The organism is Ekhidna sp., from assembly GCF_964218185.1.
In the GTDB taxonomy this organism is placed as follows: Bacteria; Bacteroidota; Bacteroidia; order Cytophagales; family Cyclobacteriaceae; genus Ekhidna.
The window spans coordinates 465,913-487,584 of sequence record NZ_CAXPLV010000008.1 but is presented as its reverse complement, the minus strand read 5'-3'; the positions used below and the strand labels follow the sequence as shown (position 1 = coordinate 487,584).

Annotated in this window: 23 protein-coding genes; 12 read left to right on the top strand and 11 right to left on the bottom strand. The window is 41.6% G+C overall.

Annotation, left to right across the window (positions count from 1 at the left end; all coding sequences use genetic code 11):
* Window positions 1-35: 35 nt before the first annotated feature.
* The 5 genes from ACEQZT_RS14975 to ACEQZT_RS14955 are packed head-to-tail and all read right to left on the bottom strand — an operon-like array spanning window position 36 to window position 3,740.
* Window positions 36-638 carry a uridine kinase gene (locus ACEQZT_RS14975; RefSeq protein ID WP_370090265.1) on the bottom strand — a complete coding sequence of 201 codons (603 nt, stop codon included), beginning with the start codon at window positions 636-638 and terminating at the stop codon, window positions 36-38.
* Window positions 631-1,215 (bottom strand): RdgB/HAM1 family non-canonical purine NTP pyrophosphatase, encoded by a 585-nt coding sequence (gene rdgB, locus ACEQZT_RS14970; RefSeq protein ID WP_370090264.1) that lies wholly within the window; start codon window positions 1,213-1,215, stop codon window positions 631-633. Before rdgB ends, ACEQZT_RS14975 begins: the two co-directional genes overlap by 8 nt.
* Window positions 1,215-1,838 (bottom strand): FKBP-type peptidyl-prolyl cis-trans isomerase, encoded by a 624-nt coding sequence (locus ACEQZT_RS14965; RefSeq protein WP_370090263.1) that lies wholly within the window; start codon window positions 1,836-1,838, stop codon window positions 1,215-1,217. The genes rdgB and ACEQZT_RS14965 overlap by 1 nt, the downstream gene beginning before the upstream one ends.
* A 4-nt stretch (window positions 1,839-1,842) precedes the next feature.
* Window positions 1,843-2,733: an FKBP-type peptidyl-prolyl cis-trans isomerase gene (locus ACEQZT_RS14960; protein ID WP_370090262.1), complete on the bottom strand. Its 891-nt coding sequence runs from the start codon at window positions 2,731-2,733 to the stop codon at window positions 1,843-1,845.
* A complete protein-coding gene (locus tag ACEQZT_RS14955; protein WP_370090261.1) occupies window positions 2,730-3,740 on the bottom strand; it encodes a bifunctional oligoribonuclease/PAP phosphatase NrnA in 1,011 nt (336 codons plus the stop codon). Before ACEQZT_RS14955 ends, ACEQZT_RS14960 begins: the two co-directional genes overlap by 4 nt.
* 134 nt (window positions 3,741-3,874) lie before the next feature.
* On the opposite strand from ACEQZT_RS14955, the gene ACEQZT_RS14950 reads away from it, so the two are divergent.
* Window positions 3,875-4,294: a nucleoside-diphosphate kinase gene (locus ACEQZT_RS14950; protein ID WP_370090260.1), complete on the top strand. Its 420-nt coding sequence runs from the start codon at window positions 3,875-3,877 to the stop codon at window positions 4,292-4,294.
* A 51-nt stretch (window positions 4,295-4,345) separates the two neighbouring features.
* On the opposite strand, the gene ACEQZT_RS14945 is transcribed toward ACEQZT_RS14950, so the two are convergent.
* Window positions 4,346-5,116, bottom strand: a complete 771-nt coding sequence (locus ACEQZT_RS14945) for a ScpA family protein (protein WP_370090259.1) — start codon at window positions 5,114-5,116, stop codon at window positions 4,346-4,348.
* A gap of 145 nt (window positions 5,117-5,261) precedes the next feature.
* Between ACEQZT_RS14945 and dxs the strand changes: the two genes are divergently transcribed.
* The 3 genes from dxs to ACEQZT_RS14930 all read left to right on the top strand — a co-directional run bounded on the left by dxs (window position 5,262) and on the right by ACEQZT_RS14930 (window position 9,277).
* On the top strand, window positions 5,262-7,178 hold the full coding sequence (gene dxs / locus ACEQZT_RS14940; protein ID WP_370090258.1) for a 1-deoxy-D-xylulose-5-phosphate synthase: 1,917 nt from the start codon (window positions 5,262-5,264) through the stop codon (window positions 7,176-7,178).
* Between the two features lie 68 nt (window positions 7,179-7,246).
* Complete coding sequence (locus ACEQZT_RS14935; RefSeq protein ID WP_370090257.1) at window positions 7,247-8,731, top strand: transglycosylase SLT domain-containing protein; 1,485 nt, start codon at window positions 7,247-7,249, stop codon at window positions 8,729-8,731.
* 99 nt (window positions 8,732-8,830) lie between these two features.
* Window positions 8,831-9,277: a hypothetical protein gene (locus ACEQZT_RS14930; protein WP_370090256.1), complete on the top strand. Its 447-nt coding sequence runs from the start codon at window positions 8,831-8,833 to the stop codon at window positions 9,275-9,277.
* Here the strand turns inward: ACEQZT_RS14930 and ACEQZT_RS14925 are convergent.
* Genes ACEQZT_RS14925 through ACEQZT_RS14915 form a run of 3 tightly spaced genes read right to left on the bottom strand, consistent with a single transcriptional unit; the run spans window position 9,252 to window position 12,372 of the window.
* The gene (locus ACEQZT_RS14925; RefSeq protein WP_370090255.1) at window positions 9,252-10,568 is read right to left on the bottom strand and encodes an FAD-dependent oxidoreductase; all 1,317 of its coding nucleotides are present in this window, start codon (window positions 10,566-10,568) and stop codon (window positions 9,252-9,254) included. The genes ACEQZT_RS14930 and ACEQZT_RS14925 overlap by 26 nt on opposite strands.
* Window positions 10,558-11,832, bottom strand: coding sequence for a kynureninase (gene kynU, locus ACEQZT_RS14920; protein WP_370090254.1), 1,275 nt, complete (start codon window positions 11,830-11,832; stop codon window positions 10,558-10,560). Before kynU ends, ACEQZT_RS14925 begins: the two co-directional genes overlap by 11 nt.
* Window positions 11,833-11,841: 9 nt before the next feature.
* Window positions 11,842-12,372: a 3-hydroxyanthranilate 3,4-dioxygenase gene (locus tag ACEQZT_RS14915; protein WP_370090253.1), complete on the bottom strand. Its 531-nt coding sequence runs from the start codon at window positions 12,370-12,372 to the stop codon at window positions 11,842-11,844.
* Between the two features lie 41 nt (window positions 12,373-12,413).
* Here ACEQZT_RS14915 and ACEQZT_RS14910 point away from each other — a divergent pair, with 41 nt between their 5' ends.
* Together ACEQZT_RS14910 and ACEQZT_RS14905 are read left to right on the top strand one after the other, a co-directional pair.
* The gene (locus ACEQZT_RS14910) at window positions 12,414-13,190 is read left to right on the top strand and encodes an SDR family oxidoreductase (RefSeq protein WP_370090252.1); all 777 of its coding nucleotides are present in this window, start codon (window positions 12,414-12,416) and stop codon (window positions 13,188-13,190) included.
* 4 nt (window positions 13,191-13,194) lie between these two features.
* Window positions 13,195-14,622: an aldehyde dehydrogenase gene (locus ACEQZT_RS14905; RefSeq protein WP_370090251.1), complete on the top strand. Its 1,428-nt coding sequence runs from the start codon at window positions 13,195-13,197 to the stop codon at window positions 14,620-14,622.
* A 55-nt stretch (window positions 14,623-14,677) separates the two neighbouring features.
* Here the strand turns inward: ACEQZT_RS14905 and ACEQZT_RS14900 are convergent, their stop codons facing one another.
* The gene (locus ACEQZT_RS14900; RefSeq protein WP_370090250.1) at window positions 14,678-15,415 is read right to left on the bottom strand and encodes a hypothetical protein; all 738 of its coding nucleotides are present in this window, start codon (window positions 15,413-15,415) and stop codon (window positions 14,678-14,680) included.
* Window positions 15,416-15,634: 219 nt separating this feature from the next.
* Here ACEQZT_RS14900 and ACEQZT_RS14895 point away from each other — a divergent pair, with 219 nt between their 5' ends.
* Window positions 15,635-16,903 carry a dipeptidase gene (locus tag ACEQZT_RS14895; RefSeq protein WP_370090249.1) on the top strand — a complete coding sequence of 423 codons (1,269 nt, stop codon included), beginning with the start codon at window positions 15,635-15,637 and terminating at the stop codon, window positions 16,901-16,903.
* Between the two features lie 4 nt (window positions 16,904-16,907).
* Here the strand turns inward: ACEQZT_RS14895 and ACEQZT_RS14890 are convergent, their stop codons facing one another.
* Window positions 16,908-17,525, bottom strand: a complete 618-nt coding sequence (locus tag ACEQZT_RS14890; RefSeq protein ID WP_370090248.1) for a carboxypeptidase-like regulatory domain-containing protein — start codon at window positions 17,523-17,525, stop codon at window positions 16,908-16,910.
* A 69-nt stretch (window positions 17,526-17,594) separates the two neighbouring features.
* On the opposite strand from ACEQZT_RS14890, the gene ACEQZT_RS14885 reads away from it, so the two are divergent.
* From ACEQZT_RS14885 to ACEQZT_RS14865, 5 genes are all read left to right on the top strand, one after another.
* Window positions 17,595-17,978 carry an ArsR/SmtB family transcription factor gene (locus ACEQZT_RS14885; RefSeq protein WP_370090247.1) on the top strand — a complete coding sequence of 128 codons (384 nt, stop codon included), beginning with the start codon at window positions 17,595-17,597 and terminating at the stop codon, window positions 17,976-17,978.
* Window positions 17,975-18,661 carry a YjjG family noncanonical pyrimidine nucleotidase gene (locus ACEQZT_RS14880; RefSeq protein WP_370090246.1) on the top strand — a complete coding sequence of 229 codons (687 nt, stop codon included), beginning with the start codon at window positions 17,975-17,977 and terminating at the stop codon, window positions 18,659-18,661. Before ACEQZT_RS14885 ends, ACEQZT_RS14880 begins: the two co-directional genes overlap by 4 nt.
* A gap of 89 nt (window positions 18,662-18,750) precedes the next feature.
* Window positions 18,751-20,376 carry an L-glutamate gamma-semialdehyde dehydrogenase gene (gene pruA / locus ACEQZT_RS14875; RefSeq protein ID WP_370090245.1) on the top strand — a complete coding sequence of 542 codons (1,626 nt, stop codon included), beginning with the start codon at window positions 18,751-18,753 and terminating at the stop codon, window positions 20,374-20,376.
* Window positions 20,376-20,795 carry a VOC family protein gene (locus ACEQZT_RS14870; protein ID WP_370090244.1) on the top strand — a complete coding sequence of 140 codons (420 nt, stop codon included), beginning with the start codon at window positions 20,376-20,378 and terminating at the stop codon, window positions 20,793-20,795. Before pruA ends, ACEQZT_RS14870 begins: the two co-directional genes overlap by 1 nt.
* Window positions 20,796-20,855: 60 nt before the next feature.
* Window positions 20,856-21,644: a hypothetical protein gene (locus ACEQZT_RS14865; RefSeq protein ID WP_370090243.1), complete on the top strand. Its 789-nt coding sequence runs from the start codon at window positions 20,856-20,858 to the stop codon at window positions 21,642-21,644.
* The last annotated feature ends 28 nt before the right edge of the window (window positions 21,645-21,672 follow it).

Sequence of the window (21,672 nt, the reverse complement as noted above, 5' to 3'; positions counted from 1 at the left end):
TTAGAAAGTTTCAAAGTGCGGCAAATGTAGTAAAATCACTGATTAAGAAAAGCAGTTACCACTTTTAGTGCAGTATCAAAGTTTTCGTGATTCGGAATGACAATGTCAGCCCATCTTTTGGATGGCTTTATGTATTTCTCAAAAGCTGGTGTGATGTGATTTTGATAGCGGTATAAAACATCGTCCAGATCGTAACCTCTTTCCTTAGCATCCCGAATGATCCTTCTTGACATTTTGAGATGTGTTGGAGCTTCTATAAATATTTTCAGATCCAGATGCTTGCGTATTTCTTCATGAAAAAGAACAAAAATTCCTTCTACCAGAATAACTGGAGCACTCTTAGTAATGATTTTTTTTGCTTTGTCTTTAGAGTTATTAAAGGTGTATTCATCCAACTCGATGGTTTCCCCTTTGCTTAGCGAGATGAGGTCTTCAAGAAATTTTTTATGATCAATAGAGTCTAGCCTGTCAAAATCCTCTACACCGTTTGTGTCTACAAATTGTTCTTTGAGAGGGCGGTAGTAGTTATCCATTGAATGAATGGATGCATCTTTTAATTCCGCTTTCAGATCGTGAACGAATTTAGTTTTACCCGATCCACTGCCGCCGGTTACACCTACTATGATTGGTTTAGCCATTTTTTTGATGCAGATATTCTAGAAAGCTTTGTACGGCTTTAGCTCTGTGAGAAATTCTATTTTTTACGTCTGAAGGCAATTCTGCAAATGTTTGCTCATATCCATTGGGCTGGAATATTGGGTCATATCCAAAGCCTCCTGATCCTCTTTTTTCTTTTAGGATTGTACCAGAAATTGATCCCTTAAACTGCTTTAGTTCGCCTCTTTCGTCGATGAAAGAAATAACAGTTTGGAACTCTGCAGAACGGTCAGCATTATCTCCAAGCTTCTGAAGCAATAAATCCATGTTTTTATGATCATCCCTTTCTGGGCCGGCATAGCGTGCAGAAACCACCCCGGGCTCTCCATTTAAGGAATCGACAAGTAAACCACTGTCGTCAGCAAAAACAGGCATCTTATGTCTACTGTAAACATATGATGCTTTAATCTTCGAATTTTCTTCAAGCGTATCTCCGGTTTCTGCTATGTCCTCTTGTATTCCAAGCTCATTCAATCCCACTATTGAAAACCCCTCTGGTATGATTTCATTCATCTCCTTTACCTTGTTATCATTATGTGAGGCAAAGCATATCTGCATTACTGTTTGGTTACTTCTACAGGTTCTAAAACAAAAGTGATTACTGTATTAGGCCCAATAAACACACCTGATCCTGCTGTCCCATAAGCAAGCCTTGAAGGAATTAAAATAAGGGCTTTTCCTCCTACACTGATATGCTTAAATGTCGCACTTATGCCCTGCGCAAAGCCAGTGATATAGCCTCCTTGACCAGTAGGGATCGTCCATCCAGAGGCGGAGTAGGTAATGAATAGTGGATTATATGTAGTTCCAGTAAAGACCGATAATGTGTCACCATCCACTACGTAAGGGTTTTCTTCATAGTAAGCCTTTAGAGAGTCGCCAACCTCTTTAATGGACGTATCGAAGATGGTATCCCCAAGAGTAATGCCTGTGTAATCAAATTCAACTAAATCGCTCTCATCAATTTTTTCCATAGAACCTGAGTCTAATATCACATATCTCACTCCGGTTATAGTGCTGCCAATTTGATCTTCACTGTACCCTTTCTCCTCTAGGAATTCTAAAATCTTAAGGCTATCCTTTTCATATTGAATCTGAGGATCAACTTCTACCCTAATATTCCCTTCGCCACACGACAATACCAGAAAGGCTACTACTATTGCTAAAAATCCCTTATTCATATTGTTATTTTATATCAACCAACTCTACGTCAAAGACAAGGATTGAGTTAGGCTTGATGGTTCCACTCCCTCGGTTGCCATAGCCAAGTGGGCTAGGTATGTAAAGCGTTGCTTTGGCACCTTCATTCAATAAGGCAATTCCTTCATCCCAGCCTTTGATTACCTGTCCGCGTCCTAGTGGGAAAGTATAGGGCTCATATGCAGGTCTGTTTGCATTGAAAATACCTTGTTCCTTAGCAAGAGATTCATCACTTGTATCAAAATACGGACCATCAAGAATGCGACCAGCATAAGCGACACTTACTGTTTGCCCCACTTCTGCATTTGGTCCTGACCCTTCTTCTGTAATGACATATCGCAAGCCACTTTCGGTTTTTTCAGCCTCGATATTGTTCTCTGCCATATAGTTGTCCAGAATCTCATTATCGATAACGATTTGTTTTGCTGCTGCCTCTTCTGCTTTTTTAGCAACCATATCAAAGTAGCCTTGTTCCGTAAGCTGATCGATATAGGCAATTTGGAACTTGATTTTACTCTCAGGAGCAATTGAGTCTGGAAGCGGAGCTCTAAATGTCTTTTGGAATAGCTCTGAAGCTACTAAATCAAAACTCACACTATCACCTGTTCTTAGCATTGTAAGGATTTCGAAAAGTTCACCTTGATCGATTTTATTATTTGGATCGATCTTTAAAGGCATAGGCTCATCCGCGTCCATCATCACCTCACCTTCTTCAGTGGTATATTTGATTCTAAACATCGAAACGAGGCTATCTACAGGTGCTTCACCTTCACCTTTTGTTAGATAGGTAACTTGCGTACCACCCTCAGTTTGAAATGAATTTGTGCCGCATGCAACTAAAGCAAGAGCTAATATGATGTATCCTAAGTTTTTCATTTAATACGTGTTTTTAAAATATCTTTTTCGATTAATTCTTTGAATTTTTTTTCTGTTTCTTCTAGTGAAAGCTCAGACATTCCTCCTGAGGCATTTTTGTGCCCACCTCCACCAAAATATTCTTCCGCGAATTTATTAACAGCAAAGTCACCAATACTGCGGAAAGAGAGTTTTATTTCATTTTCCCTTTGGATAATTATCGCAGCAACTACTATACCTTTTATTGAAAGGGCATAATTGACCAGCCCTTCCGTATCTCCTTGCTTCAATCTGAAATCCTTGAAGTCTTCCTCACCAATAACAAAATAAGCAACTCTTGCAGCTTCGTCAACTTTCAATTTCTCAGCTAATGCATGACCTAAAAATTTCAAGCGGTGCAAGGAATTTGTATCATAAATCAACCTACTCACCTTATTCACATCGGCACCTAAGTCAATCAGCTCTGCTACCATTCTATGAACTTTTGATGTGGTAGAAGGATGCTTAAAAGAGCCCGTATCGGTCATGACTCCAGCATAAAGACATTCCGCAATACCTTTGTCAATCACCTCTTTTCCACTGTAGTCTACTATCAGATCGTAGATCAATTCCGCCGTAGCGGCAGATCTGTCATTCCAAAAATTAAAGTCAGGTTTGATCTCGGGGTTTAAGTGATGATCCACAAGCATGGTTTTGGCAGATGTACTTTCAGCTGCTTGCTTCATTTCTTTTATACGGCCAAAGCCAGAATAATCCAGGCAGCATAGTAACTCTGCTTCCTTGAGGAGCTTATTCGCTGCTTCGGTTGACTTTTCATAATTGATGACTAGAGGATTGCCAGGCATCCATTCTAAAAAGTCAGGGTAGCTGTTAGGGACAATTGTATTCACCTCGTGACCCAAGCGAACCAGGAAGTGGTGTAGGCCCAACGATGAACCCAGTGCATCAGCATCCGGATTGGCATGGGTTGTTATCACAATTTTTCGCGGGGATTGTAAGAAGTCCTTTAGCGCCTGAGTGTCCTTCATAAAAAATGCCCGAATCGGGCAAATGTGAACCGCAAAATTAGTAACATTTATAAAACAGAATAAAGCTGAGTAATCTCTTTATGATTCCCTTATTTTTGCGCCCAATTTTAGAAGCGTAAATAAAAAAATTAATAATGGCTGGAAAAAAGACTTTTACTATGATCAAACCAGATGCTTTTGGAGCAGGTAATTCTGGTGCAATCATTAAAATCATTGAAGAAGCAGGATTTAGAATAGAAGCTGCGAAGTTGACAAAACTGTCTGCTGAGAGAGCTGGACAATTTTATGAAGTACATAAGGAGCGTCCTTTTTACAATGACTTGGTTTCTTACATGTCATCAGGACCTATCATTGCTATGGTGCTTGAGAAGGACAATGCAGTGGAGGATTTCAGAAACTTGATTGGGGCAACAAACCCTGCAGAAGCTGCCGAAGGCACAATCAGAAAGCAATTCGCAACTTCTATTGAGGCGAATGCCATCCATGGTTCTGATTCAGATGAGAATGCAGCTATCGAAGCTAGCTTTTTCTTTTCGGCTACTGAGCGGTTTTAATCTGAATTGCAAAAAAAAACATTACTAAGCCTGTGAGACCACAGGCTTTTTTTATTTCGTCTCGGCCACTGCAGACTCATCTCTTCGTTCAATCCAAAAATTATTGAAGCCCTCTCCCAATGAAATTACAATCTGTTTGAGCTGCAAAAGTTCCAGAATTGAGAGGAAGTTGAAGATTACTAGGATTTTTTCTGGCTTCTCCTCAATCATCTCAGTGAACGACAGCTTTTTCCCATAAACCAGGCGCTCCATCAATTTGGATTTTTGCTTTTCGATGGTGTAGGGATACTGCACTACTTGGTGAACAGGCTTGTTTTGCTCAAACTCGTAGCGCTTCATCACTTTCTGAAACACTTTCATCATTTTGTATAAATCCAGATCCTGCATCTCAGCTTCTACATTTATACTTTCAGAAAGCTTTCTGATTTCTTTCTTAAGATTTCCACGCTTTTCCCGATCCATCCGATCGGCCTCCATTTTGGATAGAGTAGATACCACTGATTTATACTTCTTGTATTCAAGCAAGTGCTTCACCAGCTCCTCACGTGGGTCTATTTCGTTTCCATCTTCGTCAATGACCGGACGAGGGAGTAGCATTTTGGCTTTTATCCGCATCAATGTAGCAGCGACTAAAATAAACTCGCTAGCAACCTCGACGTTCAATTGCTCGAGGTTCTCCACGTATGAGAGGAAATCATCTGTAATCTTCGCGATTGGGATGTCATAAATATCCAACTCATCCCTTTCTATAAAGAAGAGTAGAAGGTCGAAGGGTCCTTCAAAGAGCGGGAGTTTAATTTCAAATGTTTGATCTGTTGCCACGTTCCAAAATTACCGACAATATGGAATTTCACTTTGATTAATTTACCTTTCTGTCTTATGCTTAGTTTTGCAGACTGCTTTTTACGTAAGTAGTCATTCCAAACAAATCTGTACTCAGTGATGTTTGGAAGAAATACGGATGAAAATGGAGATAAAACCAGGACCCCTTTTAGCTGAAATTAACTCACCGGATGACTTAAAAAAACTTGATGTCAGGCAATTGACGCAGGTATGTCAGGAGTTGAGGGATTTTATTATCGATAATGTCTCCGTGTATGGAGGACATTTTGGGGCAAGCCTGGGAGTTACTGAGCTCACTGTCGCACTTCACTACGTTTTCAACACCCCAACTGATCAACTGGTATGGGATGTGGGGCATCAGGCATACGGTCACAAGATTTTGACCGGCAGAAGAGAATCTTTCCACACGAATAGAAAATACAAAGGTATCTCGGGGTTTCCGAAGAGAGGTGAAAGTGAGTACGACACGTTTGGCGTAGGTCATTCTTCTACATCAATTTCTGCAGCCCTTGGTATGGCGGAAGGCTCCCGCTTACAAAATGAAAAGGATAAGCAGCATATAGCGGTGATTGGTGATGGAGCCATGACTGGAGGTTTGGCCTTTGAGGCTATGAACCACGCTGGGGTTTCCAATTCAAATCTTTTGATTGTCTTAAATGACAATTGCATGTCCATTGATCCCAATGTTGGTGCACTCAAGGATTATTTGACAGATATAACTACAAGCCAGACTTACAACAAATTCAGGGATGAAATCTGGAAGCTGCTAGGAAAAATCAGCAAGTTTGGACCTAATGCACAGGAGATTGCTGGCAAGGTTGAAAATTCCATGAAAAGCTTTTTCCTTAAGCAAAGCAACCTGTTTGAGTCGCTAAACCTTCGATATTTTGGGCCAATTGATGGCCATGATGTAAATCATCTTGTAGATGTCATGGAGGATCTAAAGAAAATCCCAGGCCCGAAAATTCTTCATTGTCTTACTGTCAAAGGAAAGGGCTATGATTTAGCAGAGAAAGATCAAACCTTGTGGCACGCACCCGGAACTTTCGATAAAATCACCGGAGCGATAAATAAAAAGAAATTTGATACCCCTCAGCCTCCAAAATTTCAGGATGTCTTTGGACATACACTGGTGGAACTGGCTGAGAAAAATGAAAAAATTGTAGGAATTACGCCAGCTATGCCATCGGGTTCTTCCATGAAAATTATGATGGATGCATTCCCTGATCGATCGTATGATGTGGGAATTGCCGAGCAGCATGCGGTTACTTTTTCGGCTGGATTGGCTACTCAAGGACTAGTTCCATTTTGCAATATCTACAGCACATTCATGCAGCGTGCTTACGATCAGGTGATCCATGATGTGTGTATTCAAAATCTGCCTGTGATCTTCTGCATGGACCGAGCTGGAGTGGCTGGAGCAGACGGCCCTACACATCACGGGGCTTATGACATTGCTTACATGAGATGTATCCCTAATATGGTTGTGTCCGCACCTATGAACGAGGAGGAGCTTAGAAACCTCATGTTTACGGCAAGTGAGCACAATGGACCTTTTTCCATTAGATACCCCAGAGGGGCAGGAGTGATGCCGGAGTGGAGAACACCACTTAAAAAGGTTGAAATTGGTAGGGGGAGAAAGCTGATAGAAGGAGAAGATATCGCTATTTTATCCATTGGTCAGGTTGGGAACTACGCCGTAGATGCCGCCAATGAATTGAGGGAAGAAGGCCTGAAACCATCTGTTTACGATATGAGATTTGTGAAGCCTTTGGATGAGGAATTACTTCATGAGATTTTGCAAAATCACAAGTTTGTCATCACAGTTGAAGATGGATGCATCATGGGGGGATTTGGTTCCGCCGTTCTTGAGTTTGCTGCAGATCACGATTATCATGCATCCATAAAGAGATTGGGAATACCGGATCGAATCATTGAGCATGGTGAGCAGCCACAATTGCACAGAGAGTGCGAATACGATGCATTGGCGATAAAAAACGCTGTTTATCAGTTCGCCTCAAATAAGGAGACAATCGTCTAAAACTGTAGGTCATCCATCGCAAATAAAGATATCATTCACAGATATTTTGCGTATTTTGAGTGATGAATATGAAGGTTCATATTAAAACCACCACCCTGTTTATCGCCTTTCTAATGGTTGTTTCATCTTGTAGACAATCCAGTTCAAGTCAGGCAAAGGATCAATACCCTGATCGTGAGGAATTCATCGTTGATTTGGATCTGGACAAGATCAAAGAACGAGGATATATCACCGCCATTATGGATAATAGCTCTACGGGCTTGTTTGTTTATAAAGGCAAAACGATGGGATATGAATACGAGCTTTTAAAACTATTCTGTAAAGAGCAAGGACTTCAACTACGCATCAACATAACTCAAAACATAGGGGAAGGATTCAACAAACTAAATACTGGTGAGGGTGACATACTTGCATACAATCTTACTGTCACTAAAGAGCGGAAAAAACGAATTGCATTCACACATTATCACAACCTACAGCGTCAAGTTCTCATTCAGCGGAAGCCAGATAATTGGCGCCAAATGAAACTTCATGAAATAGAGGCTCAGCTAATTAGAAATCCTGTCGATCTTATCGGAAAAGAAGTGGTAGTAAGGCCCCATTCTTCTTATTATGACAGAATGGTGAATCTTTCAGAGGAGATAGGGGGAGACATTTTAATAGTGCCTGGTGACACCAACACTGAAACTGAGCAGCTGATCAGGCAGGTTGCAGAGGGGAAAATTGATTACACGGTTGCTGAGGAAGACATTGCCCTGGTAAATTCCACTTACTATCAAAATCTTGACATCAAAACTCCTGTGAGCTTTTCTACTCAGATAGCATGGGGCGTAAGGAAGAATGCTGATGAGCTTCTTGCAGCACTCAATGACTGGATAGAACGCATGCGTAAGACCACCGATTATTACGTGATTTATGACAAATACTTTCGAAGCTCCAAATCAGCGCTGAGAAGGTCAAGGAGTAAATATTCCTCGATAAGTGGTGTTGGAGCCATTTCACCATATGATTCTTTGATTCAAAATGCTGCAGATGAGCTTGGGTGGGATTGGCTCTTGCTAGCTGCCCAGGTTTTTAGAGAATCAAAGTTCGACCCCAGTGCAGAGTCGTGGGCGGGTGCTATCGGCCTGATGCAGGTGATGCCTAGAACAGGTAGAGATTATGGTGTCACGGACTTGTATGATCCTGAACAAAATATTTATGCGGGCATGAAGCACCTGGAATGGCTTCAGATTCAGTGGTCGAAAAGAATCGAGGATGAGGACGAAAAGCTGAGATTTGTATTGGCCTCCTATAACGTAGGGTTGGGTCATCTGCAAGATGCTGTCCGACTGACCGAGAAATATGGTGGAGATCCTGAGAAATGGGAAGATGTAAGTGGATTTTTGCTTAAAAAATCACAATCAAAATACTTCAATGATCCTGTTGTGGAGTTTGGCTACTGCCGAGGATCAGAGCCTGTGGGCTATGTGGAGCGCATTTTAGATATCTACCAAAACTATAAGGAAATTCTGGATCGGGAGAGCCAGTCGGAACAAACATTGGTTCAGTGATAGACCACCTTTGAAAAAATCCAGCAAGTTACTTCCCACATCCATGGGGTATATATTGAAACAATCCTATCTTTAGGTTTAAATATCACCCTGGATACTATGAAGAACCAGCACGAAACACTACTGGAAGAATATCACAAGACTAGAAAATCTGATTTGTCGCTTGATCAGTTTACTTATATACTGAAAATATACCCCTCCTTGCTCGTGTGTATGAGTGATGGAAAGTTAGACAAAGAGGAGTGGGACGGGGTTCTCAATATTTCCAAGGGTCTAGCTCTACTTTATTTAGATCAAATGCCCAATAGTAGTGCTGAGAAGGTAGAGACATTATTTAGGACGGAGTTTAGATACCTGCTTGAGAACATAGACAAGTGGGAAAAGAAATTCCTAAATACGCTCAAAAGCTACCTCGAAGAACATCCGGATGAAAAAGAGTTTGTCTATGAAGCCATGTACCTTTTTGCCAATGCGGCAGATGGAATCGCCCATGAGGAGCAGCGAACAATCGATATGCTTTCTAGCCGCCTTTCTTTAGAGTATTAAATCGGTCAATGATTTTTTGAAAATCGATGTTCTGATCGTCCGTACTTAGAAATTCATCCATTACCCGTTTTTGAATTTTTCCCAAGCGAAGAGCTTCAGAGTAGGGTAAATCTGAGAAGGTAACCATACTGTAGAGTGGAATCCATTCCTTAGGGTATTTTTCCTGAATTTGAGCTTCTAGTTTCTTTCTTTTCAAAAAGGTTGGGTCTCCAACGTGATCCCGCATTTCAATGAAATTGTGAAGTGCTAACTCAGAAATAGCGTCCGCATCTTTTTTTCTTTCTGCTGAATATTTTGGAAGTATTTCATCCCAATTCCAATTAAGCTCCTCAGACATTTCAATGAAAATCCTTACATCCTCAAAGCCAGAATTCATCCCCTGACCATAAAATGGCACTATCGCATGAGCCGCATCGCCAAGAAGGATGCTTCGGTTTTTATGCCATGGTTCACATTTAGTTGTGATAAGTGAGGAGGTAGGATTGCTGAAAAATTGCTCAGCAATATCCGGCATTAGCTCTTTGGCATCTTTGAAATACTTTTCGAAGAACGAGTCAACGTCTGTTTTTGAAGATAAGCTCTCAAAAGAAGGGCTTCCTTCAAATGGGAAAAACAATGTGCAGGTAAATGTTTTGTCATTGTTGGGGAGAGCAATTAGCATAAAATTGCCTCTGGGCCAGATGTGGAGGTAGTTGGGCTCCAGCCCAAAATCATTGTTATTTGGTTCAATGCACAACTCCTTATATCCATGCTCAATGTAGTGCTGAGAAAAATTGAATCGATCGGTAAACTGAAGTTTTTTCCGGATGGCCGAAAAGGCCCCATCTGTTCCAATGATCAGATCAGACGCTACCTTTGAGCCATTTTCAAATTCGATAATGTTTTCATCAAAATCAACATCGATGCATTTATGATCAAAGAGAACCTCTACACCGGCTTCCTCTGCGCTTTCAACCAGTAGTTGATTTAGCTGTGCCCTTGAAACAGAATTTATGAACTGCCCCTCTTTTCCGTAGGGCTGAAAAGTTAAGTTCCCTGATTCATCATGCATCATCCGTCCATTCATGGGGATTAGATACGGCTCAATTGACTCAAATACTCCGGCAAGTTTTAAGGGACGAATGCCTCGATGGCTGAGAGCAAGGTTGATTGAGCGTCCAGCATCTACATTGGATTTTCGAGGATCAGAACGCTTTTCAAAAATCTGAACCTGAAAACCTTTTTTCTTGAGAATCACTGCTAAAAGTGACCCCACAAGTCCAGCACCAACAATGCTTATTTTATCCTTCATTACGTATCGCTTCTTCTAAAATGGATACAAAATTCACCACATCCTGGAAAGAATTGTAGAGCGGTACAGGTGCTACACGGATGACATTCGGCTCCCTCCAGTCCAGAATCACTCCGTGATCAATCAGGTATTGAAATACGCTTTTTCCATGATTCATTAAGTAAAGCGAAAGCTGAGCTCCTCTTTCATGTTGATTTGAGGGTGTAATGATTTTTATCTGATTTTTTAAAGCCTCTGAATTAAGGATTAATTCCTCCATCAGGTCGGTAAGTTTCAAACTTTTCTCACGCAAATTTTCTATACCAGCCTCATCAAATAATTGGAGCGAGGCAAGATGAGAGGCATGTGATAAAATATTCACATTGCTGAGTTGCCACCCATCTACGGTCGGAATCGGGTTGATCTGATTGTTCATTTTGAAGCGCGCTTCTGAGTCATGTCCCCACCATCCGGAAAGACGAGGGGTAGATTTATTTTTTCCGTGTTTTTCATGAATAAACAATCCGCCCACTCCACCAGGTCCTGAGTTTAAATATTTGTAAGTACACCAAACTGCAAAATCCGCATCGTCATTATGTAGGTTTAAAGAAACATTGCCTACAGCGTGTGCCAAATCAAATCCTGCGTAAGCCCCAACTTTATGAGCGGCCTCAGCTATACTTTTTATGTCAAAAAATTGCCCTGTGTAATACTGGACACCAGGAAACATCACCAGGGCTAATTTGTCACCTAATGATTCAATTTTTGCAACTATCTCATTGGTTGACAAATAATCAGACCCATCGGCAGCTTCCAATTCAATAAGATCTGTTTCCGGATTTCCACCGCTCAACTCTATCCTTGAGTGAACTGCATAAAAATCAGAAGGGAATGCACCTCTTTCAATTAAAATCTTTGATCTCTTTCCTTTCGGTTGGTAGAAAGAAGCCATAGCCAGATGGAGGTTGGTGGTGAGGTTGTTCATTGCCACCACTTCATGCTCGCCTGCTCCTACAATTTTAGCAAGCGATGCTTTGGAATTTTTGTGATAGCTCACCCAAGGCTTTTCTCCGGTGAAGTGACCTTCTACTCCATGCTCTCTCCATTGTCTCAATTCACTATCAATAAACTCCTGGGTAGTCTTGGGCTGAAGTCCAAGTGAGTTGCCGCATAGATAAATGCAATCCTTCCCATCTCTTTGAGGAAAGTGGAACTGAGTTCTAAATGCCGCAAGCGGGTCTGATGAATCGAGCGTTTTGGCTCGCTGTAGTGCTTCTTCCTTCAAAACGATTTCTTAGTCTGTAAACCGTGGATCCGTCTCCATGGTTTCACCGCAATTATCGCAAGTTCTGAGTTCTTCCGAATTGAAAAACTCTTTAAATCTTGGGAGAAAATCCTTTTCAATATTCGTCAACGGAAAATACGTCTCGTGCAGTTTGTGATTGCAGTGGTCACAAAACCATAGCAATCCATCTGTATGATCCGACTGCCTTTTCCTTTCAATCACCAATCCTACAGAATTTGCAGGGCGAGCAGGAGAGTGAGGTACTTTGGCTGGGTGTAAGTACATTTCACCCTCTTTAATAGGTATTTTCACAGCTTTCCCGTCCTCCTGAATGGTCACTTCAATGTCTCCCTCCAACTGATAGAACAGCTCTTCTGTTTCATTATAGTGATAATCTTTTCTTGCATTGGGGCCACCGACGATCATCACAATATAGTCTCCAGCCTCAGCGTAGAGATTTTTATTGCCAACTGGAGGCTTTAGCAGGTCTCGATTTTCCTCAATCCATTTTTGAAGGTTGAAAGGTCTTTTTATCGCCATGTCAGAGATGTTTATTTTTGAAGAAAAGTTAGAAAAAATTTATGGATTTAGACCTGAAAGGACGAAGAGCTTTGGTGTGTGGGAGTTCCCAGGGAATGGGATTGGCCATTGCGAAGGAGTTGAGCGAGATGGGAGCAAGCGTGACGCTTTTTGCTAGAAATGAAACTTCTCTTCAAGCAGCATTGAAGGAATTAGCACCCGGAGATCATGATTATTTGGTTGCCGATTTTGATAATCTGGAAAATGTGAAGAAGCAAGTTGAAAAGGGATTAGAAAAAGGGTCATATGAAATTTTAATCAACAATTCAGGGGGGCCAGCTCCAGGCCCATTAGCAAATGCCAGCTTGAGCGAATTTGAAGTGGCTATGAATCGGCACCTGCATGTGAGTCATAGCCTGGTGCAAATGCTATTGGAAGGAATGAAAAAGGCTGGCTATGGGCGAATAGTGAATGTGATTTCCACCTCTGTTAAAGTTCCAATAGTAGGGTTGGGGGTGAGTAATACGGTGAGAGGAGCCATGGCTTCCTGGTCTAAAACGTTGGCTAACGAGCTGGGACAATATGGAATTACTGTAAACAACATTTTACCAGGATTTATCAATACGGCTAGGATAGAGAGTCTGGTCAAAGGAAAATCTAAATCTCTAGGTAAATCAGAAACCGAAGTTGAGGAAGAGATGAAAAAGACGATCCCGGCCGGTAGGTTTGGAGAGCCGACTGAAATTGCCGCCTATGCTGGACTACTTTGTAGCCCAAGTGGTGCTTATATAAATGGAACCAGCTTAAGAATCGATGGTGGAAGAACAGGCTCAATTTAAGAAAATGCAGAAGATTCAAAATTTTATAAATGGTGAATATTTAGACCCTATAAAGGGTCAATATATTGACAATGTGGAGCCAGGCACAGGAAAAGTTTTTGCCCAAATTCCCAACTCCACAGAAGAGGATTTAGAAAATGCAGTAGAAGCAGCTAAAGTGGCTTTCCCAGTCTGGAGCAATATGTCGGTAGATAAGCGGAGTAAGATTCTTCACAAACTCGCAGACTTAATTGAAGAGAACCTGGATGATTTGGCTTTGATGGAGAGCCGGGACAATGGAAAACCTCTTTGGCTGGCAAAAGCTGTGGACATCCCCAGAGCAAGCACAAATTTTCGATTTTATGCCTCAGCTATTATAAACTTCTCATCTGAAGCTCAGGTGTCTGAAGGCTTTATGGTAAACTATACTCGCTTGGCACCTATCGGCGTGGTTGGATGTATATCTCCTTGGAACCTGCCCCTTTATCTTTTCTCCTGGAAAATAGCTCCGGCCCTTGCGATGGGGAATTGTGTGATTGCCAAACCTTCAGAGCTGACACCAATGACGGCTTTTCTGTTGGGCAAGCTTACCAAGGAAGCGGGCATGCCGGACGGTGTACTTAATATCCTTCATGGAGAAGGCAAGGGCATTGGACAAGCAATCGTGGAGCATGAGGCAACCAACGCAATTTCATTTACAGGCGGAACAGCCACTGGAAAAATTGTAGGAGTAACGGCTTCTCAGCAGTTTAAGAAGGTCTCGCTAGAGCTGGGGGGAAAAAACCCGAACATCATTTTTGCAGATTGTGATTTGGAAGAAGCGGTAAAAACCAGTATGAAGAGTTCATTTACCAATCAGGGAGAGATTTGCCTCTGCGGGTCTAGAATCTTAATTGAAGAGTCTATTTATGATGAATTTAAGGAAAGGTTTCTGGGAGAGTGTTCAAAGCTTGTGGTAGGAGATCCTATGGATCCAAAATCAAACCTAGGGGCGTTGGTGTCGGAAGCACATCTGAACAAAGTAGATTCTTATGTTCAGCTTGCAAAAGAAGAGGGAGGAGTAGTGCTCTACGGGGGAGAGCGTGTCCATAAAGAAGGATTCTATTATCAGCCTACCGTGATCGAAGGTTTGGATGAAAATTGCCGAACAAATCAGGAGGAAATATTTGGGCCGGTGGTGACCTTGAGTAAGTTCAAGTCAGAGGATGAGGCAATAAATGTCGCCAACTCAACCAGGTATGGTCTCTCATGCACCATTTGGACATCCAATCTTAAGCGAGCTCACAGAGTTTCTCATGCTGTTCAGTCTGGAATCATATGGGTGAATTGTTGGCTGGTTAGGGATCTCAGAACTCCATTTGGGGGAATGAAGGATTCTGGTATTGGAAGAGAGGGAGGAAATGCAGCTCTTAAATTTTTCTCTGAACCACAAAACGTTTGTATCAAACTTTAGGCATAAAAAAACCCTGACATCTGTCAGGGTCTCTTTCTATTCGGTTCAATCTTGTTTATTGTGCAGCCTCTCCTGCTTTCAATCTTGCGATCTTGAAGGACTTTCTTTCTTTGTGTCCACAGTATCCGCAAGCATAATATTTCATTAGTTCACCTTCTTCAGTTTCAGAAGCAGTTTGGATCACTTCTTCTCTGTCCACTTTCAAAGTCTGATAGTTACAGTTATTGCACTGAAGTGCATGAAGACGACCATTGTATTTTTCGATTTTTGTAAACCCAGACTCTTCATCAATCCACACATCGTAATCTACTGAGAAAGCATCCTCTTCCGCCTGCATACCTTCATCAAGGTAAACATCCTCTTCCTCTTCACTCAAAAGCTTCATTTTTCTTCCATCAGGAGATGTTCTAGGAGTGAATCTCAATTTCTTAAGACGCTTTTCAATGAAAAACGGATAGTAAAACTTCAAGACGTTTTGGATGATTACACCAAGAATCACGGCAAACATCGAACTCATGAAGAGCCTAACGAAAAACCATAACCAGGTAGATTCACCAAAAATGGTATTGAAATAAAGCGTACCACCAATGATGATAAGCAAGGCTCCATTCCACAGCATGTTGATCTCATGCATGTTGATGTAGTCGTATCTGGTTTTATAATCACTGGTTGCCAGCAACTTTAGATAGTGGCCAAGCAAAATCAACACTCCAACACCAGCCACTGCCATAGCAAGATAGCCTCCGTAAGTGTTCCAGTTGTTCATTAATTCAGGTGAAATAGGGTCAGTCATAGCGTCTGTTTATTAATCGGAAAATCCTCCGTATACAAAAATGTCACATTTTTTTAAAAACTCAACGTATCAAATGTAAAATAAGAAGCCCGTTATTTCTTCTAATTTCCCTGTAAAATATCAAAAAAATGTAACAGTGGCAATCCTATTTTACATCTTGTCATGTGTTCCCTTGGTTTCGGTATTTTTGTTGAAATCAAATTAATTCAAAAACGAACTATGGATTTTTCACTCAAAAAATTATTGTCATTTATAGTTATCGCGTCTATTGTAGCTGCCTGTACCGTTTCGGAAAAAGAACAACCGTGGAGTATTGAAGGTAAGTCAGACGATGAGCTAATGGCAATTGCCGATTCGCTAGCCAAGGAATTCATTATTGTAGACGGGCATGTGGATTTACCTTATCGAATGAACGTCAAAGGATTCATGATCACTAAAACGGTAGAAGATGTTTCGGTGGAGACGACTGGAAACTTTGATTATCCGAAAGCAAAAAAGGGAGGCCTGGACGCACCTTTTATGTCTATCTACGTGCCTTCCAGATATCAGGAGACTGGTGGAGCAAAGGATTTTGCTGATTCACTTATAGATATGGTTTCTAGGTTGCCAGAAGTTTTTCCTGGAAAATTTGCTATGGCTAATACACCTGCAGATATCAAAGTAAACTTTGAGCAGGGCCTGATCTCTTTACCAATGGGAATGGAAAATGGTGCACCGATTGAGGATGACATCAACAATGTAAAATACTTTTTTGATCGAGGCATCCGATACATCACTCTGACCCACTCTAAGGACAATCAGATCAGTGATTCTTCTTACGATACTGCGTACACCTGGAATGGCATCAGCCCTTTTGGGGAGCAGGTGATTGCTGAAATGAACAAGTGGGGTATCATGGTAGATATATCTCATGTGACAGATAGTGCTGCTTTTGATGCGCTAAAACTCACCAAAGCTCCTGTGATTGCTTCACATTCTTCTTGCAGAAAATTTACTCCTGGGTTTGAAAGAAACATGCCTGACACCTTGATAAAGGCAATGGCTAAAAATGGCGGAGTGATTCATATCAATTTCGGGTCAACCTTCCTGTCCAAAGAATCTCAGGATAAGTTTGATAAGATGCGAGAAGATCTAACAAACTACCGAGCAGAGAATGGATTAGCATCAGATGATTCTACATATACAGCTTATGTGAAGCAGTATGCCATTGACAATGATGTTTATGAAGATGTACAAAAAGTAGCTGATCACATTGATCACGTAGTGAACCTTGTAGGCATTGATTACGTGGCGCTTGGATCAGACTATGATGGAGTTGGTGATAGCTTACCAAAAGGGTTGAAGGACGTATCTACCTACCCAAACCTGATTTTCGAACTTTTGAAAAGAGGTTATACGCCAGCGGAAATTGAAAAAATCTGCTATAAAAACACATTCCGAGTTTGGGAGAGAGTGCAGGAGGTAGCACAAGAGCTACAGGGAAATTGATTTATTAATTCTTTCGCTTGAGCGAATTGATAAAGTTGGACCATGCAAAAGGATTGAGCAGCTGATTTTGCGGTGGTGAGTATTTGTTGATGTAAGCTTGCCGCTGCTGCTGCATATAGTATTGATGATTAGCATTTGGTGACGCAGGGAGGTTATGATAAGCCTGCGTCATCATCTCGCTATTCAGCCATTGATAAATATTTGCATACTCTTTTCGCTCCGGAAGCTCCATTGTAATCAATGCTTCCTTAAACATACTCTCTGTTGGGTACGGTCTGATCTCCACCTCTTCAAGGAAGGTAATGTCATCCTGAAGTGAGATTATCACTCTTAGGCTAGACTCTTTTTCATGCTTAGGAATAATGAAGTAAGCCCTTTTATATCCTACCGCACTAAACAGCACGCTATCACCTTCCAGCACCGGAAGGGAAAAAAATCCATACGGATTGGTGGTGGTACCACGGCCTGATTTTGGGATATACACGTGAGTGCCCGGCACTACCGATGTGCTATCAGCTCCAAAAACCACCCCTGTAAACTGAATGACTTTTTTGGAAGAATCCTGCGCAATCACGGTCCCCAATGAGAAAACAAAAAGTGAAAATATCAGTATATATCTCAAATCAAGTTCTTTTGAATAGGAAAAGACTTTTAGTAATAAAAGTTTAACTTCGGTAAAAGTAGTGAAAAAATGAGGCTCAAGAATTTCAACTTGTCTTACGGCACCCAGATTTTCAAGTCATTCTCAGATGAGTCTCGAACCCGCATTATCCACCTTCTCTATCGTCAGGAGGAACTTTGCATCTCTGATCTTGAGGCTATCCTTGATTTTACCCAAACTAAGACCTCTCGTCATATAACGTACTTAAAAAATGCAGGTTTGGTCACCTTTCGTAAATATGATCAGTGGGTTTTTTACAGTATAAAGGAAGAGGGGTATGATATGGTGAGTCAGATTTTTGAGTTCCTTAGCAAAGACCCCATCTTGCGAAAAGATTTGGAGGTCTACAAAACCATGAATGCCAACCTTGCTCTAGCAAAGAATAAGATAGAGGCGAAAAATTATAATAGGTGAAAGGAATTAAGCACATTTTCTTCGATCTGGATCACACGCTTTGGGATTACGATCGGAGCGCACAGGAAACCTTATTGGAAATTTTTGAGAAGCTGGAGCTTTCGAAATCAGGCCTGACAGAAAAGAAGTTTATCAACACCTTCTATGAGGTGAACGATAAGCTATGGGTAAAGTATAATAATGGTCTAATCGATCGTGAGTACATAAAGAAGGAGCGGTTTGATGAAGTATTTCTCACTTCAGGTATTGATGTTGCTAAATCGAAGATGGCTTCCACTTATTTTCTGGACAACTGCTCATTAAAACCTTATTTGATGCCGGACACGCTCACAGCACTTCACTATTTAGAAAATAAGTACCAGCTCCACATCATCACCAATGGATTTTTAGATGCCCAAAACAGAAAGCTTAGCAGCTCAGGGCTAACCAAATTTTTCAAAGTGATGGTCACTTCAGAGTGTGCCAATTCACGCAAACCAAGTCCGGAAATCTTTGAATACTCCCTGAGAGAAGCAGGAGCATATAAGTCTGACAGCATAATGATTGGAGACAATCCCAGAACAGACATCCATGGAGCACAAGAATTTGGCATGAAGACGGTTTTTTACAACCCAACAGGCAGAAAAAAATCGATGGCAGATTTCACCATTCAATCTCACATGGAACTTTTAAAATTGCTTTAGCCTAGCATTGGGGTGCGACTGACCTTTACGTACATCTTTGAACTATTCGTTTTACTTTTGCGGTCCTATTAAATAAAGAAATTAGAGAGATGCCAAAAGGAAACTTTTTTGTCCCAGAACCAATCAATGAACCAGTATTTAGCTACGCTCCGGGCACTGCAGCCAGAGAAGAGCTTCTAGCCAAGTACAAGGAAATGTACAACCAGCAAATCGATGCGCCTATGTTCATCGGAAGCAAGGAAGTACATACGGATAAAAAAATTCCTATGACCTGCCCTCACGATCACCAGCATGTACTGGGTCATTTTTCAGAAGGTGAGGCATCTCACGTAAAAGACGCTATAAATGCGGCACTTGCTGCTAAGGAGGATTGGGAGAAAATGACCTGGGAGAACAGAGCCAGCATTTTCCTGAAGGCAGCCGACTTACTTGCGGGCCCATACAGAGCTAAAATCAATGCGGCGACTATGCTTGGGCAGGGTAAAAATGTTCATCAGGCTGAGATTGATGCAGCGTGCGAGTTTATTGATTTTCTCCGATTCAATGTTTCATTCATGCAGGAGATGTACATGCAGCAGCCAATCTCTTCGGAGGGGATTTGGAATAGAATGGAATACCGACCACTAGAAGGATTCATTTTCGCGATCACACCATTCAATTTCACCGCCATCTCAGGAAACTTACCTGCAGCGCCGGCTATGCTTGGAAATACAGTAGTGTGGAAACCTAGCTACACACAAGTGTATTCTGCTCAAGTGATCATGGAGGTGTTTAAAAAAGCTGGATTACCGGACGGGGTTATCAACCTGATCTATGTGGATGGGCCTGTGGCAGGAGATGTAGTTTTCAATCATGCGGATTTTGCAGGCTTACATTTCACTGGTAGTACAGGAGTGTTCAAAACGCTTTGGAAGACTATAGGAGCTAACCTTGATACTTACAAAACTTACCCAAGAATTGTGGGAGAAACTGGAGGTAAGGATTTCGTGGTGGCTCACAAGTCAGCAGATGCTAAAGAAGTAGCTACTGGGTTAGTGAGAGGTGCCTTCGAGTTTCAAGGACAGAAATGTAGCGCGGCATCTAGAGCGTACATCCCTTCAAATATCTGGGCTGATGTGAAGAAATACATGATCGAAGATCTCAAGTCGATCAAAATGGGTTCTCCGGAAGATCCTTCAAATTTTGTGAATGCGGTGATTGATGGTGTGGCATTCAAGAAGATTTCAGGTTACATCGATCAGGCTAAAAATGATAAAGACGCAGAGATCATAGCTGGTGGAAACTGTGACGATTCAAAAGGATGGTTTGTTGAACCAACTGTCATTGAAGCAAAGGATCCAAAATACAGAACTATGTGTGAAGAAATTTTTGGTCCGGTGCTTACGGTTCACGTCTATGATGAAAACAAATTCGAAGAGATTCTCGATGTGGTTGATCAAACCTCTCCATATGCTCTTACTGGAGCCATCTTTAGCAAAGACCGATACGCAGTAGATCTTGCGACCTACAAGCTTCGAAATGCTGCAGGTAATTTCTATATAAACGATAAGCCAACAGGTGCAGTAGTAGGTCAGCAGCCATTCGGTGGGGCAAGAGGCTCTGGCACGAACGATAAAGCCGGTGCAATGATGAACCTTATGAGATGGGTGAGTGCTCGTACCATCAAAGAAACGTTCGTTTCTCCAACAGACTACAGATATCCATTTTTGGGCTAATGTCTAATTTGAAGCCATTTCACCTCGCAGTTCCTGTAAAAGATTTGGATGAAACCCGAAGCTTTTACAGGGACACGATGGGCTTTGAGGAGGGCCGCTCTTCCGATCGTTGGGTTGATTTCAATTTTTACGGCCATCAGTTCGTCATACATATGGTAGACTTCAAGAGTGAATTGGAGGCAAATCCGGTAGACGGACATGCTGTTCCTGTGCCTCACTTTGGTGTCGTCTTAGATATGTCGGATTGGGAAGAATTAGCAGGTAGGCTTAAGGCGGCCAATGTAAAATTTGTCATCGAACCATACGTGCGATTTAAAGGCGAAATCGGTGAGCAGGCAACCATGTTTTTCATGGATCCTTCTGGAAATGCATTGGAGTTTAAGGCATTCAAGGATGAATCTCAAATTTTCGTTAAATAGACGATAAGGTTCCTTTTTTATAAAATCTTCCCTACATTCCACTTCTTTTTTGATTTTGGTATGAGTGAGCTAAATGATCAGCGGATTGATTCAATTATGAAGCTTGCAATGTCAGAGGCATTGCAAGGGGGAAAATTCAAGGACTTCATTTCAGAACTTTTACCAGCGGTTTGCAATTGCCTCAGCGCCAGTCAGGTTTCTTTTTGGCTTTTTCGAAAAGAGAAGGATGAATTTGAAAGTATTCACAGCTTTGATGCTGAGACCAAAAAATCTTCAACGGGAGAAGCATTTGAAAAAGGGTCATTTTCTGAATTCATAAAAACGCTCAAGGCACAGCAATTTACCTACGCGGATAATAGTGACGATTCATCTCAAATGGAGGAATTTGTAGTAGATTATCTCCTTAGAAATAGGCTGAGATCTTGGGCAGGTATGCAGGTCTGGAATGATAACCGTCTCTTCGGAATTGTAACTGCCGAGTGGAAAGGGAAAAAGGATTTTAGCAATCAGGACCGAATGATGCTTCTGACTGCTTCCACCATGATCAGTCAGTGCTACGATGCGCTTCTAAGGCTTAAAGAAGATTTCCTGCACAGGAATGAGGTGAGTTCACTCAAAGGAGAGGAAAAGGAGAAAGAAAAACTAGCCAAAAAGCTGGCCGATCACGCATTTTACACCTCTCATAGCATCAGACACCCACTTGCCACCATTCTGGCTCTGATTGATTTAATCAAACTAAACTGGGAAAGTAGAGAAACCTACGAAGAGCTATTGCAACAGCTGAAAATAGAAACAATGAATTTGGATGATGCAATCAGAGTCATGACCGCAAAAATTGAATTAGATTAGTCGTCTTAAACTTGAACTGCGCCCAAGT

Bases quoted from the DNA above. Each gene is read 5' to 3' on its own strand.
- ACEQZT_RS14935 (WP_370090257.1), top strand. From the start codon at position 7,247: ATGAAGGTTCATATTAAAACCACCACCCTGTTTATCGCCTTTCTAATG.
- ACEQZT_RS14955 (WP_370090261.1), bottom strand. From the start codon at position 3,740: ATGAAGGACACTCAGGCGCTAAAGGACTTCTTACAATCCCCGCGAAAA.
- ACEQZT_RS14915 (WP_370090253.1), bottom strand. From the start codon at position 12,372: ATGGCGATAAAAAGACCTTTCAACCTTCAAAAATGGATTGAGGAAAAT.
- ACEQZT_RS14965 (WP_370090263.1), bottom strand. From the start codon at position 1,838: ATGAATAAGGGATTTTTAGCAATAGTAGTAGCCTTTCTGGTATTGTCG.
- ACEQZT_RS14870 (WP_370090244.1), top strand. From the start codon at position 20,376: ATGTCTAATTTGAAGCCATTTCACCTCGCAGTTCCTGTAAAAGATTTG.
- ACEQZT_RS14925 (WP_370090255.1), bottom strand. From the start codon at position 10,568: ATGAAGGATAAAATAAGCATTGTTGGTGCTGGACTTGTGGGGTCACTT.
- ACEQZT_RS14975 (WP_370090265.1), bottom strand. From the start codon at position 638: ATGGCTAAACCAATCATAGTAGGTGTAACCGGCGGCAGTGGATCGGGT.
- ACEQZT_RS14895 (WP_370090249.1), top strand. From the start codon at position 15,635: ATGGATTTTTCACTCAAAAAATTATTGTCATTTATAGTTATCGCGTCT.
- dxs (WP_370090258.1), top strand. From the start codon at position 5,262: ATGGAGATAAAACCAGGACCCCTTTTAGCTGAAATTAACTCACCGGAT.
- ACEQZT_RS14960 (WP_370090262.1), bottom strand. From the start codon at position 2,733: ATGAAAAACTTAGGATACATCATATTAGCTCTTGCTTTAGTTGCATGC.
- ACEQZT_RS14950 (WP_370090260.1), top strand. From the start codon at position 3,875: ATGGCTGGAAAAAAGACTTTTACTATGATCAAACCAGATGCTTTTGGA.
- ACEQZT_RS14905 (WP_370090251.1), top strand. From the start codon at position 13,195: ATGCAGAAGATTCAAAATTTTATAAATGGTGAATATTTAGACCCTATA.
- ACEQZT_RS14865 (WP_370090243.1), top strand. From the start codon at position 20,856: ATGAGTGAGCTAAATGATCAGCGGATTGATTCAATTATGAAGCTTGCA.
- ACEQZT_RS14930 (WP_370090256.1), top strand. From the start codon at position 8,831: ATGAAGAACCAGCACGAAACACTACTGGAAGAATATCACAAGACTAGA.
- pruA (WP_370090245.1), top strand. From the start codon at position 18,751: ATGCCAAAAGGAAACTTTTTTGTCCCAGAACCAATCAATGAACCAGTA.
- rdgB (WP_370090264.1), bottom strand. From the start codon at position 1,215: ATGCAGATATGCTTTGCCTCACATAATGATAACAAGGTAAAGGAGATG.
- ACEQZT_RS14900 (WP_370090250.1), bottom strand. From the start codon at position 15,415: ATGACTGACCCTATTTCACCTGAATTAATGAACAACTGGAACACTTAC.
- ACEQZT_RS14910 (WP_370090252.1), top strand. From the start codon at position 12,414: ATGGATTTAGACCTGAAAGGACGAAGAGCTTTGGTGTGTGGGAGTTCC.
- ACEQZT_RS14885 (WP_370090247.1), top strand. From the start codon at position 17,595: ATGAGGCTCAAGAATTTCAACTTGTCTTACGGCACCCAGATTTTCAAG.